The 15,073-nt window shown below is 63.9% G+C and carries 12 protein-coding genes; all 12 read left to right on the top strand.

The features are described 5' to 3' along the window. Positions 1-40 precede the first annotated feature (40 nt). The 12 genes from KNN17_RS05250 to KNN17_RS05195 all read left to right on the top strand — a co-directional run bounded on the left by KNN17_RS05250 (position 41) and on the right by KNN17_RS05195 (position 15,015). Entirely contained in the window at positions 41-1,840 is a 1,800-nt protein-coding gene (locus KNN17_RS05250) for an ABC transporter ATP-binding protein (RefSeq protein WP_443627209.1), read from the top strand. Further along, the gene (locus KNN17_RS05245) at positions 1,837-2,214 is read left to right on the top strand and encodes a GntR family transcriptional regulator (protein WP_078108788.1); all 378 of its coding nucleotides are present in this window, start codon (positions 1,837-1,839) and stop codon (positions 2,212-2,214) included. The genes KNN17_RS05250 and KNN17_RS05245 overlap by 4 nt, the downstream gene beginning before the upstream one ends. A 65-nt stretch (positions 2,215-2,279) precedes the next feature. Continuing rightward, a complete protein-coding gene (gene uvrA, locus KNN17_RS05240) occupies positions 2,280-5,207 on the top strand; it encodes an excinuclease ABC subunit UvrA (protein WP_241707774.1) in 2,928 nt (975 codons plus the stop codon). Between the two features lie 112 nt (positions 5,208-5,319). After that, positions 5,320-6,024 carry an HAD hydrolase-like protein gene (locus KNN17_RS05235; RefSeq protein WP_241707773.1) on the top strand — a complete coding sequence of 235 codons (705 nt, stop codon included), beginning with the start codon at positions 5,320-5,322 and terminating at the stop codon, positions 6,022-6,024. Then, positions 6,011-6,679 carry a lysophospholipid acyltransferase family protein gene (locus KNN17_RS05230; RefSeq protein WP_241707772.1) on the top strand — a complete coding sequence of 223 codons (669 nt, stop codon included), beginning with the start codon at positions 6,011-6,013 and terminating at the stop codon, positions 6,677-6,679. Before KNN17_RS05235 ends, KNN17_RS05230 begins: the two co-directional genes overlap by 14 nt. A 58-nt stretch (positions 6,680-6,737) precedes the next feature. After that, positions 6,738-8,732: an excinuclease ABC subunit UvrC gene (gene uvrC, locus KNN17_RS05225; protein ID WP_241707771.1), complete on the top strand. Its 1,995-nt coding sequence runs from the start codon at positions 6,738-6,740 to the stop codon at positions 8,730-8,732. An 88-nt stretch (positions 8,733-8,820) separates the two neighbouring features. Next, complete coding sequence (rapZ, locus tag KNN17_RS05220; protein WP_078108793.1) at positions 8,821-9,744, top strand: RNase adapter RapZ; 924 nt, start codon at positions 8,821-8,823, stop codon at positions 9,742-9,744. Beyond that, complete coding sequence (locus KNN17_RS05215; protein WP_078108794.1) at positions 9,744-10,760, top strand: gluconeogenesis factor YvcK family protein; 1,017 nt, start codon at positions 9,744-9,746, stop codon at positions 10,758-10,760. The genes rapZ and KNN17_RS05215 overlap by 1 nt, the downstream gene beginning before the upstream one ends. 9 nt (positions 10,761-10,769) lie before the next feature. Continuing rightward, a complete protein-coding gene (gene whiA, locus KNN17_RS05210; RefSeq protein ID WP_133202987.1) occupies positions 10,770-11,750 on the top strand; it encodes a DNA-binding protein WhiA in 981 nt (326 codons plus the stop codon). Positions 11,751-11,859: 109 nt separating this feature from the next. Next, positions 11,860-12,483: a superoxide dismutase gene (locus KNN17_RS05205; RefSeq protein WP_028267347.1), complete on the top strand. Its 624-nt coding sequence runs from the start codon at positions 11,860-11,862 to the stop codon at positions 12,481-12,483. Positions 12,484-12,768: 285 nt separating this feature from the next. Beyond that, the gene (gene gap / locus KNN17_RS05200) at positions 12,769-13,779 is read left to right on the top strand and encodes a type I glyceraldehyde-3-phosphate dehydrogenase (RefSeq protein WP_241707770.1); all 1,011 of its coding nucleotides are present in this window, start codon (positions 12,769-12,771) and stop codon (positions 13,777-13,779) included. Positions 13,780-13,788: 9 nt separating this feature from the next. Beyond that, positions 13,789-15,015 (top strand): phosphoglycerate kinase, encoded by a 1,227-nt coding sequence (locus KNN17_RS05195; protein WP_241707769.1) that lies wholly within the window; start codon positions 13,789-13,791, stop codon positions 15,013-15,015. Positions 15,016-15,073 lie beyond the last annotated feature (58 nt).

The raw sequence follows: 15,073 nt of genomic DNA, 5'->3' as shown, positions 1-15,073 counted from the left end.
CCTCCGCCTGGTGGGCTTGATGAAGCCCGCCCGGGGAATCATGGCAGTGGCGATCCTGTGCATCTGCGGTTTCGTCACCCTCAATGTCGTGGCGCCCAAAATCCTCGGCGACGCCACCGACGTCATCGCGGCCGCAGTGTTCGGGGCGAAGTTCGACACGGCGCGATTTGTCTCCCTGCTGCTCGTGGCCGCAGCCATGTATTGCGTCACGGCGCTGTTCAGCTGGGCGCAGGGCCGCCTCAACGCCCTCGCCGTGCAGCGCCTCGCACACGATCTCCGGGAAGCCGTGGAAGCGAAACTGCACCGGCTTCCCGTGGCGTACTACGACGGCCGTTCCCGGGGCGACGTCCTGAGCCGTGCGACGAACGACCTCGACAACGTGTCGCAGACGCTCAACCAGCTCCTCTCCCAGCTCTTGACCTCAACGTTGATGGTCCTCGGTTCCCTCGGGATGATGCTCCTCCTTTCGCCCCTCCTCGCCGTCGTGTCCCTCTTGGCCGTTCCGGTATCGGCCCTGGCCTCGATTGTCGTGACCCGACGCTCGCAGAAATACTTCGTCCGGCAGTGGGAGGCCACGGGCGACGTGAACTCACTCGTGGAGGAAACGGCAACAGGCCATGAGGCCATCAAGCTTTTCAACGCCCAGCCCGCCATTGCGGCCCGCTTCGCTGCCCACAACGATGGCCTGTACGCCGCCAGTTCCAAGGCACAGTTCGCTTCGGGATTGCTGGTACCGCTCATGGCTTTCGTGTCGAACGCCAGCTATGTGGGGGTTGCGATCGTTGGTGCCCTCCAATTCCTTGCCGGAGCGATGAGTATTGGCGGCATTCAAGCGTTCATCCAATTCAACCGGCTCTTCAGCCAGCCGCTTGGACAGATCGGCGGCATGGCCCAGGTACTGCAATCGTGCGCAGTATCCGCGAGCAGGGTCTTCGAACTGTTGGACGCCGATGAAATAACGGGGGAGCCCGGGGAGCCGGGCGCTGGTTCCCGGGCCGACGCCCGCCCGGGCTTTGATGGGCGGTTTGATCTTCCTGCCGGGAGGGTTGCCTTCGAACGCATCTCCTTCAGCTACCGGCCGGATGCCCCCCTGATCCAGGACCTGTCCTTCCATGTTGAACCGGGACAGACGGTGGCGATCGTCGGGCACACCGGAGCGGGCAAAACCACGCTGGTCAGCCTCCTCATGCGCTTCCACGAACTCGCATCCGGGAGGATCACGATCGACGGCGTGGACATCGCCGGCATGCGCCGTGACGCGCTCCGCCGGAATTTCGGCGTCGTCCTCCAGGACCCGTGGATTTTCACCGGGACCATCAGGGAGAACATCGAGTATGGACGGCCAGGTGCCAGCGAGGCCGAAATCGTGGCCGCCGCCGAGGCGAGCCACGTTGACCACTTTGTCCGCTCGCTGCCCAACGGGTATTCAACCATGCTCAGCAACGGAGGAGATCCCCTCAGCCAGGGCCAAAGGCAATTGCTGAGCATCGCGCGGGCACGGCTCTCCGGGCGCCCCATCCTGATCCTGGACGAGGCGACAAGTTCGGTGGATACCCGCACGGAAGTCCTTATCCGGCAAGCGATGCACAGGCTGCGGAGCAACAAGACGTCATTCGTCATTGCGCACCGCTTGTCCACCATCCGCGACGCTGATCTAATTCTCGTCATGGACCACGGACGGATCGTTGAACACGGCACCCATCATTCCCTGCTGAAGCTTGGCGGGCACTATGCCCGGTTGCATGAAGCACAGTTTGCCTCGGGAGGCGGGGAGCTCGCCGAGATGCCCGTGAGGTCCGCCAAGCATCGCGCCGGCCAGGGCGGCAGGGAAGCCTCATGAGCCCGCTTGAGTTTCCAGGTTCCTGGCGTCCCAACCAGTCCAGCACCGTTGCCCTGTACGAGCAGCTTCGGCTCCGCATCATCGAATTGGCCGACGGCGGCACCCTGGCTGTCGGCAGCAAACTTCCGGCTGTGCGGAGCTTGGCCGAACAGTTGGATGTCGCTCCCCACACGGTGGCCCGTGCCTACAAGGAACTTGAAGCTGCGGGAGTAGTCGCAACCCGTGGGCGCAACGGAACAGTCGTGTGCGCACGGGATGACCGCTGGAGCGCATTGGCGGCAGTCGCTGCGAGCTACTCCGCGGCGGCCAAGGCGCAGGGTGCCAGTTTCGCCGAGGCGGTGCAGCTTCTGGCTGCCGCTTACGACGCCGATTGATACCCGTCAGTAGGCCGTGGGATGCCGCATGGAAATTCGAAGAAGTTTTCGATTAGCATTAGTGGGTGCCTAAAGCCGTAGCTGAAGTCCCCGCCGTCGAATCCTTCGCAAGCGTTTCCGCGCAACCACCCGCCGCGCCCGTAAGACATGACCTGTCCCGGCTCGTGGTCAAGGGAGCGCGTGAACACAACCTCCGCAACGTCGATCTCGACCTTCCCCGTGACGCCATGATCGTTTTCACGGGCTTGTCCGGATCCGGCAAGTCGTCCCTGGCTTTCGACACCATCTTCGCCGAGGGCCAACGCCGGTACGTGGAGTCACTGTCTGCCTATGCCCGCCAGTTCCTGGGCCAAGTGGACAAGCCGGACGTGGATTTCATTGAGGGCCTTTCCCCGGCAGTCTCCATCGACCAGAAGTCCACGAGCAAGAACCCGCGCTCCACGGTGGGCACCATCACCGAGATCTACGACTACATGCGCCTTCTCTGGGCACGTGTCGGCCGGCCGCATTGCCCGGTGTGCCACGAACCGATCACGCGCCAGACGCCGCAGCAGATCGTGGACCAGTTGCTGGAGCTCGAATCCGGCACCCGCTTCCAGATCCTCGCCCCCGTCGTCCGCGGACGCAAGGGCGAATTCGTCGAGCTCTTCAAGGAGCTCACCGCCAAGGGCTACTCACGCGCCCGGGTGGACGGAGACCTCGTCCAGCTGAGCGATCCGCCCAAGCTCGGCAAGCAATTCAAGCACTCGATTGAAGTTGTCGTGGACCGTCTGGTGGTCAAGGAAGGAATCAGCCAACGGCTGACCGACTCGATCGAAACCGCGCTCGGACTTGCCGAAGGCCGCGTGCTGGTCGAGTTCGTGGACCTCGATACCGAAGACCCCGCACGGATCAGGGCTTTCTCCGAAAACCTTGCCTGCCCCAATGAACACCCGCTGGCCATCGACGAAATCGAGCCACGCTCGTTCTCCTTCAACAACCCCTTCGGCGCCTGTGCGGCCTGCAGCGGTATCGGCACCAAGCTCGAAGTCGATGAGGAATTGGTGGTCCCCAACCCGGAATTGTCCTTGAACCAGGGTGCCATCGCGCCTTGGTCCCTCGGCACTGCCACCACGGAGTACTGGAACCGTCTCCTCGAGGGCCTCGCCCTGGAGCTCGACTTCTCCATGGACACCGCCTGGGAAAAGCTGCCGCAGGAAGTGCGGCAAACGGTGCTGCATGGCAAAGACCACAAGGTGGTGGTGCAGTACCGCAACAGGTTCGGCCGGGAGCGCAAGTACAGCACGGGCTTCGAAGGCGCCATCCAGTACGTCCACCGCAAGCACGGCGAAACGGACTCGGATTGGGCTCGCGACCGCTACGAAGAGTACATGCGGCAGATTCCTTGCCCGGAATGCAACGGCGCCCGGCTTAACCCGGCCTCGCTCTCCGTGCTGATCAACGGCAAGTCCATCGCCGAAGTAGCGGCCCTCCCGATGCGGGACTGCGCGGACTTCCTCGGCAGCCTCACGCTCACTGACCGCGAGGCCCAGATTGCCCACCAGGTCCTCAAGGAGATCCAGGCCCGCCTGACATTCCTCCTGGACGTCGGACTCGAATACCTGAATCTCGAACGGCCGTCCGGAACGCTTTCCGGCGGCGAAGCACAGCGCATCCGGCTCGCAACACAGATCGGCTCCGGCTTGGTAGGCGTGCTGTACGTCCTCGACGAGCCGTCCATCGGACTGCACCAAAAAGACAACCGCCGCCTCATCGAGACGCTGACGAGGCTTCGCGACCTGGGCAACACACTGATCGTGGTCGAACACGACGAAGACACCATCCACGAGGCCGACTGGGTGGTGGACATTGGACCCGGCGCCGGCGAGCACGGCGGCCAGGTGGTTCACTCCGGTTCCTACAAGGAGCTCCTGGAAAACACGAACTCGCTGACCGGCGACTATTTGTCCGGACGGCGCAAGATCGACATCCCGGCAAAGCGGCGCAAGTACGACAAGAAGCGCGAGCTCAAGGTCATCGGCGCACGCGAAAACAATCTGAACAACGTCGACGCCGCCTTCCCGCTGGGCCTCTTCACAGCAGTCACGGGAGTCAGCGGTTCAGGGAAGTCCACCCTGGTGAACGAGATCCTTTACAAGGTGCTTGCCAACAAGCTCAATGGGGCAAAGCAGGTCGCCGGCCGGCATCGCTCCGTGCAGGGCCTTGAGCACCTCGACAAGGTGGTTCACGTGGATCAGAGCCCCATCGGGCGGACCCCGCGTTCCAACCCGGCCACCTACACCGGCGTCTTCGACAACATCCGGAAGCTCTTCGCGGAGACCACCGAAGCCAAGGTCCGCGGATACCAGCCGGGACGCTTCTCCTTCAACGTCAAGGGCGGCCGCTGTGAGGCGTGCTCCGGTGACGGCACCCTGAAGATCGAGATGAACTTCCTGCCGGACGTCTATGTTCCCTGCGAGGTGTGCCACGGCGCGCGCTACAACCGGGAGACCTTGGAGGTCCACTACAAGGGCAAGACGATCGCCGACGTCCTCAACATGCCCATCGAGGAGGGGGCCGAGTTCTTTGCGGCATTCACCCCTATCGCCCGGCATTTGAACACCCTCGTCGACGTCGGCCTCGGCTATGTCCGGCTCGGGCAGCCCGCCACCACGCTTTCCGGCGGCGAGGCGCAGCGCGTGAAGCTGGCCTCGGAACTGCAGAAGCGTTCGAATGGCAGGAGCGTCTATGTGTTGGACGAGCCCACCACGGGCCTCCATTTCGAGGACATCCGCAAGCTGCTCATGGTGCTGCAGGGCTTGGTGGACAAGGGCAACACCGTCATCACCATCGAACACAACCTTGACGTCATCAAGTCCGCCGACTGGATTGTGGACCTTGGCCCGAATGGCGGTTCAGGCGGTGGACGCGTCGTGGCAACGGGCACCCCCGAACAAGTTGCCAAGTCGACGGAAAGCCATACCGCTACCTTCCTCGCAGAGATTCTCGCCTAGTCCTGGGTGAACGGCCGGGGAAAATTTCGAGTGCGCTCGAAGAATTCCCTGGCCGGCATGTGAGTTTCAGGCATGCCTCAACTCGTGAGAAACTAACCCGGTGACTCAAACAATGGTGCCCGTAATCTTTGATCTGGACGGCACCCTTGTCGATCCTGCAGGTGGCATAACCGGCGGCATCGCCGCGGCCCTGGGCGAAATGGGCCTCCGTGTCCCGGAACAAGCCGTGCTGGACTCCATGGTCGGACCCAAGCTCAGCGATTCCCTGGAGCACATTGCCGGGGTTCCCGCGGGAAAAGTCGACGAAGTCATCGGGCTGTACCGCGGCTACTACCGTTCCGAGGGAATAGGCCAAAGCCGGCTCTATCCGGGCATCCGTGAACTCCTGGAGTTCTTCGCGGAGTCCCGGCGGCCGGTTGCGGTGGCCACCCAGAAACCACAGGGCCTGGCACGCATCGTCCTGGAGCATCACGGCATTGCCGGTTTCTTCGCCTCCATCTGCGGCGCTTCGGACGACGAGTCGATGGCCGCCAATACAGCTCCGGGCAAAGTGGCAATCGTTGGTGCGGCGCTGGCCACCTTGCATTCCCAGCCTGCCGTGATGGTCGGGGACCGTCACCAGGACGTTGCAGGTGCCATGGCCAACGGACTCGACTGCATCGGGGTCAGTTGGGGATTCGCGCCCGACGGCGAGCTTCGGGAGGCGGGCGCCGTCGCCGTCGTCGACACCGCGGAGCAGCTGCTGAAGAAGATCGAAGAACTTGACGCTGTCCGCGCGGCGGCCCTGAGCGAGGTGCAGAACGATGGAAGCCTTTGATGTCATCCGATGGACCACGCGCGGACTGATCTCCGGCACGTGCAGGCCCACGGTCATCGGCCTGGAGAACGTGCCCAAGGAAGGGCCGTTCATTGTGGCCCCGAACCATTTGTCCTTTCTCGACAGCGTGATCGTCCAGGCCCTGATGCCCCGTCCGGTGGGCTTCTTTGCCAAAGCCGAATACTTCACCACCACAGGCTTCAAGGGGCGCGCGATGAAGGCGTTCTTTCAGGCCGTTGGATCCATTCCTGTGGAACGTGGAGAGCAGGCAGCCAGTGTGCAGGCCCTCAAGACCCTCCTGGACATCCTGGAGAACGGCAGGGGCATCGGAATCTATCCGGAAGGGACCCGCTCCCGTGACGGCTTGCTGTACCGCGGGCGCACCGGCGTCGGCTGGCTCGCCCTGACCACGGGTGCGCCCGTCATCCCGGTCGGCCTGATCGGCACGGACAAGCTGCAGCCGGTGGACCGCAATACTGTCCGTCCGCAGCATTTCACCATGAAGGTCGGCGGGCCGCTCTATTTCGAGAAGACAGGTCCCGACCATTCCTTGCCTGCCCGGCGCGAAGTGACTGACAAAATCATGGATGCCATCGCGGTGTTGAGCGGCCAGGAACGCTCAGCCAGCTACAACCAGAGCAAGTCCGCGGAGTAGCTTCGGCGGGCCGGTCGGCCCGTACGGGGGAGTGCGATTCCCTTACTAGACTGGATGCGTGGCAGATCCAGCGAGTTATCGACCCCAGACCGGAGAAATCCCCACCACCCCCGGCGTCTATCGGTTCCGGGATCCGCATGGCCGTGTCATCTACGTGGGCAAGGCGAAGAACCTCCGTTCCCGGTTGAACTCATACTTCGCCAACCCTGCCGGCTTGCTGCCGAAGACGTATGCCATGGTGCACGCCGCCAGCAGCGTCGAATGGACCATGGTGGGCAGCGAGCTGGAGTCGCTCCAACTGGAATACACCTGGATCAAGGAATTCAAGCCGCGCTTCAACGTGGTCTTCCGGGATGACAAGACCTATCCATACCTCGCCGTGAGCATGGGGGAGAAGCTCCCGCGGGTCCAGGTCATGCGCGGTGAACGCCGCAAGGGAACCCGCTACTTCGGGCCGTACACGGCCGGCGCCATCCGCGAAACCATGGACACCTTGCTGCGGGTCTTTCCGGTCCGCAGCTGCAGTCCCGGCGTGCTGAAGCGGGCCCAGGCCAGCGGCCGGCCGTGCTTGCTTGGCTACATCGACAAATGCTCGGCCCCGTGCGTCGGCCGAGTCACCGCGGAGGAGCACAGGGCGATTGCCGAAGACTTCTGCTCGTTCATGGGCGGCGAAGCGAAACGCTTCATCACGCGCCTCGAAAAGGACATGGGCGCCGCCGTCGCCGAGCTGGACTACGAGCGGGCGGCCCGGCTCCGGGACGACATCGTTGCGCTGCGCAAAGTGTTCGAGCGCAACGCCGTCGTGCTTTCCGAGGACACGGACGCCGATGTTTTCGCCCTGCACGAAGACGACCTCGAGGCTTCCGTGCAGGTTTTCCATGTCAGGGGTGGCCGGGTGCGCGGCCAACGGGGCTGGGTCGTCGAGAAGGTCGAAGACGCCACCAGTCCGGAGCTTATCGAGCACTTGCTGCAGCAGGTTTACGGGGAGGACAGCGACAACCAGGGCCGCATTCCCCGCGAAATCCTCGTGCCGGAGATCCCGAGCAACCACCATGAACTGCTTGAATGGCTCGGCGGCCTGAGGGGCGCCAAGGTGGATATCCGGGTGCCGCAGCGCGGCGACAAGGCTGCCCTCATGTCCACCGTCCGGGAAAACGCCGAGCAAGCGCTGAAGCTTCACAAAGTCCGGCGTGCCGGCGACATCACCGTCCGCTCCCAGGCGCTCCAGGAACTGCAGGAAGCCCTTGAGCTTCCCGTGCCGCTGCTCAGGATCGAGTGCTACGACATTTCCCATGTGCAGGGCACCAACGTGGTTGCGTCCATGGTGGTGGTGGAGGACGGACTCCCCAAGAAAGCCGACTACCGGAAGTTCTCCATCACCGGCGCTGCGGCAACAGACGATACGGCGGCGATGCACGACGTCCTGACCAGGCGTTTCAGGCACTACCTGCAGGACAAATCAGCACAGCTCCCGAAGAGCGGAGAGGTTCCGAACCCCGGCGCCGGGGAACCGCCGTCGGACGACGCCGCCCTCACGGGAGCCAAGGCGAAATTCGCCTATCCGCCCAACCTCGTCGTCGTCGACGGCGGGCAGCCCCAGGTCAATGCGGCCGCGCGCGCACTCGCGGAACTGGGGATCGACGACGTCTACGTCGTGGGCCTCGCCAAGCGCCTCGAAGAAGTCTGGTTGCCGGACAGCGACTTCCCGGTGATCCTGCCGCGCACTTCGCAGGGACTCTACCTGCTCCAGCGCATCCGCGACGAAGCCCACCGGTTCGCCATCACCTTCCACCGGCAGAAGCGCGGCAAGGCCATGACGGTCTCGGCCCTCGACGGCGTTCCGGGCCTCGGCGAGGCCAAACGGAAGGCACTCGTGGCCCATTTCGGTTCCCTCAAGAAGATCAAGGCGGCAACGGCCCTCGAGCTCACGGCCGCGAAGGGGATCGGCCCGGCGCTGGCCGAAGCCGTCGTCAACCACCTGGCCGCAGCAGGTGCCTCCGGAGAGGCTGCTCCTGCAGTGAACATGACCACCGGCGAAATCCTTGAAATTTAGCTAGGGTAATAAGCGGACCGCTCCCGAAAGCGGTCCGCCTTTGGGCCATCCCACAAACTTTGGACCATCTCAGAAACGGGGAAACTTGATGTCAGAGCCAACAGCAGGATCCGGCGCGGAGCAGGACGGTCTGGTACCCGTCAAGCCTGTCGAAGCGGAACTGCTGGTGGTGACCGGCATGTCCGGAGCAGGCCGGAGCACGGCATCGGACGCCCTGGAGGACCACGGCTGGTACGTCGTCGAAAACCTCCCGCCCCAGATGCTCGGAACGCTGGCGGAAATCGTCTCTCACGCGCCCCAGTCCATCCCCAAGCTCGCCGTCGTCGTGGACGTACGCAGCAAAGGCCTCTTCACCGATATCAGGACGGCGCTCGGGGCGCTCAGCGCCAGTGGAATCACCTTCCGCCTCCTCTTCCTGGATGCCAGCGACAACGTCCTGGTGCGCCGCTTTGAGCAGGGCCGGCGCCCGCATCCGCTCCAAGGCGGTGGCCGGATCCTGGACGGAATCGCGGCGGAACGCGACGTACTGAAGGAACTCCGGGAATCGGCCGACGTCGTCCTGGATACCAGTACGTACAACGTCCACGGCCTGGCGACCGCCATCACCGAACTCTTCACCGACACAGGCCCTGTGGCGTTGCGCTTGAACATCATGAGCTTCGGCTTCAAATATGGATTGCCCGTGGACGCCAACTTCGTCGCGGACGCGCGCTTCATTCCCAACCCGCACTGGGTTCCGAAATTGCGTCCGCACACGGGACTCGACGCCGACGTCAGCGATTATGTCCTCGGGGCCGATGGAGTCAAGGACTTCATCGACCGCTACGTCCTTGCCTTGGAGCCCGTCCTCGACGGCTACCGGACGGAAAACAAGCACTACGCCACGATTGCCGTCGGTTGCACGGGCGGGAAGCACCGTTCAGTCGCGGTCGCCGTCGAACTGTCCAAACGGCTGGCGCAATATCCCCGCGTCACCGTCACCACGAGCCACCGCGATCTGGGTCGCGAGTAATGGGGGTCCTCACCGGACCCCTGCCGCTGGTTCCACCGAAGGGCGCCCCGGGCAGCCAGCCTGCGAAGGGTCCCACAGTGGTGGCGCTCGGCGGCGGACACGGACTTTCCGCCTCGCTGTCGGCGCTGCGGCTGCTGACCTCGGAGCTGACCGCGATCGTCACCGTTGCCGACGACGGCGGATCCTCCGGGCGGTTGCGCGAGGAGTACGGCGTCCTTCCGCCCGGCGACCTTCGCATGGCGCTGAGCGCCCTGTGCGACGACACCGACTGGGGGCGCACCTGGCGGGATGTCATGCAGCATCGCTTCAAGACGCCGAGCGGCCGCCAAGGTTCCCTCGACGACCATGCCATGGGGAACCTGCTCATTGTCACCCTCTGGGAGCTTTTGGGCGACGCCGTCGCGGGCCTGAAATGGGCAGGTGCGCTTTTGGGTGCCCGCGGCCAGGTCCTCCCGATGTCCTCCCAACCGCTGAACATCGAAGGCGACGTCCGTGTGCCGTTGCCCGGGGGCGGGTACGAACTCCAGTCCGTCAAGGGCCAGGCCAAGTGCGCCGTTGCCGGATCGCTCGAAAACGTAAGGCTCCTCCCGGAAGATGCGCGCGCCTGCATCGAAGCGCTGACGGCCATCGAGCTCGCGGACTGGATCATTCTGGGTCCCGGCTCCTGGTACACCTCCGTGTTGCCGCATTTGCTGCTGCCCGAAATGCGCCAGGCCTTGTGCGACACACCCGCCAAACGCTGCCTGACGATGAACCTCGCCATGGACACCAAGGAAACCTCCGGGATGTCCGCTGCTGACCACCTGGATGCCTTGCGCCACTACGCGCCGGAGTTCAGCGTGGACGTTGTCCTGGCCGATCCGTCGTCGATATCGGACCTCAAGGAATTCGAACGCGCGGCCGGGATGATCGGTGCCGAGGTGGTCTTGGGTAAAGTGGGGGCGTCGAGCCGCCGTCCAGTCCACGACCCGCTGCGTCTGGCATCGGCGTATCACGATATCTTCGGGAATAGTTAGGAACATGCGATGGCACTGACCGCATCGGTCAAGGAAGAACTTTCCCGGCTGGACATCAAGAAGTCGTCCGTCCGCAAGGCCGAAGTCTCGGCCATGCTGCGTTTTGCCGGCGGACTGCACATCATTTCGGGCCGCATCGTGATCGAGGCAGAGGTTGACCTCGCCTCGACGGCGCGGCGGCTGCGCGCGGCGATCGCTGAAGTCTACGGGCACCAGAGCGAGATCATCGTCGTCTCCGGCGGGGGACTCCGGCGCGGTAGCCGCTATGTCGTCCGGGTAGTGCGCGACGGCGAAGCCCTCGCCCGCCAGACCGGCCTCCTGGACGGCCGCGGACGGCCTGTGCGTGGCTTGCCGTCCGCCGTCGTCAACGGCTCGGCGTCGGACGCGGAGGCTGTGTGGCGCGGCGCGTTCCTGGCCCACGGTTCCCTCACCGAACCCGGCCGGTCCTCATCGCTCGAGGTCACATGTCCCGGACCGGAATCTGCACTTGCCCTGGTAGGCGCTGCCCGCCGCCTCGGCATCCAGGCCAAGGCGCGGGAAGTGCGCGGAGTGGATCGCGTGGTCATCCGTGACGGCGACACCATTGCCGCTCTGCTCACCCGGATGGGCGCCCATGACGCCCTCATGGTGTGGGAGGAACGCCGCATGCGCAAGGAAGTCCGGGCCACGGCCAACCGCTTGGCGAACTTCGACGACGCCAACCTGCGGCGTTCGGCCCAGGCCGCCGTCGCCGCCGGCGCGCGCGTGGACAGGGCCTTGGAAATCCTGGGCGATGACGTCCCCGACCACCTCAAGTACGCGGGCGAGCTCCGGGTGGCCCACAAGCAGGCCAGCCTGGATGAATTGGGCCGGCTTGCCGATCCGCCCATGACCAAGGACGCCATCGCGGGAAGGATCCGCCGGCTCCTGGCCATGGCAGACAAGAGGGCCGGTGACCTCGGGATCCCGGGCACTGAGGCAAATGTGACCCCCGAAATGATGGACGAATAAAGCTCCCGTCCTAGAATCGGGAGAGTGTAGATTTCCGGCCGGTTCGCCGGTCGGATGAACAAAACGAGAGTTACCAACCGGACCCCGGTCCACTGCATTGGAGGATTTCGTGACAGAGTACGTACTGCCCGAGCTCGGCTACGACTACGCAGCACTTGAGCCGCACATTTCGGCGAAGATCATGGAGCTGCACCACAGCAAGCACCACGCTGCCTATGTAGCAGGCGCCAACAACGCTTTGGCCCAGTTGGCCGAGGCCCGCGACAAGGGCGACTTCGCCAACATCAACCGCCTCTCCAAGGACCTCGCGTTCCACACCGGTGGCCACATCAACCACTCCGTGTTCTGGAACAACATCTCCCCGGACGGCGGCGACAAGCCCGAGGGTGAGCTGGCTGCAGCCATCGACGATGCCTTCGGCTCCTTCGATGCATTCCGCGCCCAGTTCACTGCAGCCGCCCTCGGCCTGCAGGGATCCGGCTGGGGCTTCCTCGCCTACGAGCCCATCGGTGGCAACCTGCTCATCGAACAGCTCTACGACCAGCAGGGCAACGTCGCCGTCGGCACCACGCCCCTGCTCATGCTGGACATGTGGGAGCACGCGTTCTACCTGGATTACGTCAACGTCAAGGCTGACTATGTCAAGGCTTTCTGGAACATCGTCAACTGGGCTGACGTCGCGAAGCGCTTCGAAGCGGCCCGCGCGAACGCCACAGGGCTGATTGTCCTCTAGGGACACTCCTGCCGCATCGGTGCGTGACGCGGAATACACAAGGATGTAACAAACTTCACATTCAGGTGAATTTCGCCCAAATACCGGATTGTCTGCCCCCGCAGTTGCGGGGGCAGACGTAGTTAAACGTAAGATGGGTCACGGAAGGCGGTTAGCCTTCAGCAATGTGGCTGGTCGCCCTCCGATCTGATAATCACTTCTGCCCAATGATGTGCGGGAATTGTTAGTTGGAATCAAGATCCGACTCACTAGGTGTGCTTGCAAGAGCACCAAGGAGACTGAATAGTGACCACCCGTATTGGTATCAACGGCTTTGGCCGCATCGGCCGCAACTACTTCCGCGCAGCACTCGCCCAGGGTGCGGACCTCGAAATTGTTGCGGTCAACGACCTCACGAGTCCCGAGGCGCTTGCCCACCTTCTGAAGTACGACTCCGTCGGCGGTCGGCTGACCGAGACCGTTGAAGTCAAAGAGGGCAACCTCATTGTCGACGGCAGCATCATCAAGGTCCTTGCCGAGCGCGATCCTGCCAACCTCCCCTGGGGCGAACTGGGTGTTGACATTGTCATCGAGTCCACGGGCTTTTTCACCAAGGCTGCCGCCGCACAGAAGCACATCGATGCAGGTGCCAAGAAGGTCCTGATCTCCGCGCCTGCTTCCGACGAGGACATCACCATCGTCATGGGCGTCAACCACGAGCTCTACGACCCCGCGGCACACCACATCATTTCCAACGCTTCATGCACCACCAACTGCCTCGGCCCGCTGGCCAAGGTCGTCAACGACGCCTTCGGCATCGAGCGTGGCCTGATGACCACGGTGCACGCCTACACGGCAGACCAGAACCTGCAGGACGGCCCCCACAGCGACCTTCGCCGTGCACGCGCCGCAGCGATCAACATGGTTCCCACCTCCACGGGTGCCGCCAAGGCGATCGGCCTCGTCCTCCCGGAGCTGAAGGGCAAGCTCGACGGCTACGCCATCCGCGTTCCGGTCCCGACGGGTTCCGCCACGGACCTCACCGTCACCGTCTCCCGCGAAGTGACCGTTGAGGAAGTCAACGCCGCTCTCAAGGCAGCTTCCGAGACCGAGCAGTTCAAGGGCATCCTGAGCTACACGGCAGATCCGATCGTTTCTTCGGACATCGTCGGCGATCCCTCTTCTTCGATCTTCGACTCCGGCCTCACCAAGGTCATCGGCAACCAGGTCAAGGTTGTTTCCTGGTATGACAACGAATGGGGCTACTCCAACCGCCTCGTTGACCTCACGGAGCTCGTCGCATCCAAGCTGGGCTAGGGTAGACACATGACTTCTCACACCCTCAACGAACTGATCGCTGAAGGTGTCCGCGGGCGGTACATTCTTGTCAGAAGTGACCTGAATGTGCCGCTCGACGGCTCTACAGTGACCGACGACGGCCGCATCAAGGCCTCCCTCCCGGTCATCGAAAAGCTCTCGGACGCCGGTGCCCGCGTGCTCGTCACGGCCCATCTGGGACGCCCCAAGGGCGCTCCGGAAGCCAAGTACTCCCTCAAGCCCGCGGTAGCGCGGCTTGCGGAGCTCGCGCCATTCAAGGTCCAGCTCGCGGAAGACACCGTCGGTGAGTCCGCCAAGGAGCTGGCCCGGTCTTTGGGCGACGGTGACGTCCTTGTCCTGGAAAACGTCCGCTTCGACGCCCGCGAAACCAGCAAGGACGACGCCGAGCGCGGCGCCTTCGCCGATGAGCTCGTGGCCCTGACCGGTGACAACGGTGCCTTCGTGGATGACGCCTTCGGGGCCGTCCACCGCAAGCACGCCAGCGTTTACGACGTCGCCACCCGGCTTCCTTCCTACCAGGGGGACCTCGTGCACACCGAGGTGGAGGTTCTTCGCAAACTCACCACGGATACCCAGCGCCCGTACGTCGTGGTTCTCGGGGGATCCAAGGTCTCGGACAAGCTCGCTGTGATCGACAACCTCCTGGGCAAGGCTGACACCATCCTCGTCGGCGGCGGAATGCTCTTCACGTTCCTCGCGGCGGTTGGGCACAAGGTGGCGGGCAGCTTGCTCGAAGCAGACCAGATCCCCGTGGTCCAGGACTACCTCAAGCGCGCGTCCGACGCCGGTACCGCCTTCGTCATCCCGACCGACGTCGTGGTCGCCAGCCGCTTCGCCGCGGACGCTGAACACGAAGTGGTTGCGGCAGACGCGATCGAAGACAGCTCGTTCGGGGCTTCCGGCATCGGCCTGGACATCGGACCGGTATCCGCAGCGGCTTTCGCCGAGCAGATCAAGGCCGCCAAGACCGTCTTCTGGAACGGCCCCATGGGCGTCTTCGAATTCGAAGCCTTCTCGGGCGGCACCCGTGCCATCGCCCAGGCTTTGACCGAGACGCAGGCATTCACCGTGGTAGGCGGCGGCGACTCCGCCGCAGCTGTCCGGACCCTCGGTTTCGAGGACTCCCAGTTCGGACACATCTCCACCGGCGGCGGCGCCAGCCTGGAATACCTTGAAGGCAAGGAACTTCCCGGCCTGAGCGTTCTGGACCGCTAAGGCTACACGGCCGGCGGGGCGCCCTTCCTGGAAGGCAAGCGCCCCGCCGGCTTTCCCT

Source organism: Arthrobacter bambusae, from assembly GCF_022606295.1.
Lineage (GTDB): Bacteria > Actinomycetota > Actinomycetes > Actinomycetales > Micrococcaceae > Arthrobacter > Arthrobacter bambusae_A.
This window is presented reverse-complemented; position numbering and strand designations above follow the sequence as displayed.

Excerpts from the sequence above, each read along its gene's own strand:
- KNN17_RS05245 (WP_078108788.1), top strand. The coding sequence starts at position 1,837 with ATGAGCCCGCTTGAGTTTCCAGGTTCCTGGCGTCCCAACCAGTCCAGC.
- KNN17_RS05215 (WP_078108794.1), top strand. The coding sequence starts at position 9,744 with ATGGGGGTCCTCACCGGACCCCTGCCGCTGGTTCCACCGAAGGGCGCC.
- rapZ (WP_078108793.1), top strand. The coding sequence starts at position 8,821 with ATGTCAGAGCCAACAGCAGGATCCGGCGCGGAGCAGGACGGTCTGGTA.
- whiA (WP_133202987.1), top strand. The coding sequence starts at position 10,770 with ATGGCACTGACCGCATCGGTCAAGGAAGAACTTTCCCGGCTGGACATC.
- KNN17_RS05250 (WP_443627209.1), top strand. The coding sequence starts at position 41 with ATGGCAGTGGCGATCCTGTGCATCTGCGGTTTCGTCACCCTCAATGTC.
- KNN17_RS05230 (WP_241707772.1), top strand. The coding sequence starts at position 6,011 with ATGGAAGCCTTTGATGTCATCCGATGGACCACGCGCGGACTGATCTCC.
- KNN17_RS05235 (WP_241707773.1), top strand. The coding sequence starts at position 5,320 with ATGGTGCCCGTAATCTTTGATCTGGACGGCACCCTTGTCGATCCTGCA.
- KNN17_RS05195 (WP_241707769.1), top strand. The coding sequence starts at position 13,789 with ATGACTTCTCACACCCTCAACGAACTGATCGCTGAAGGTGTCCGCGGG.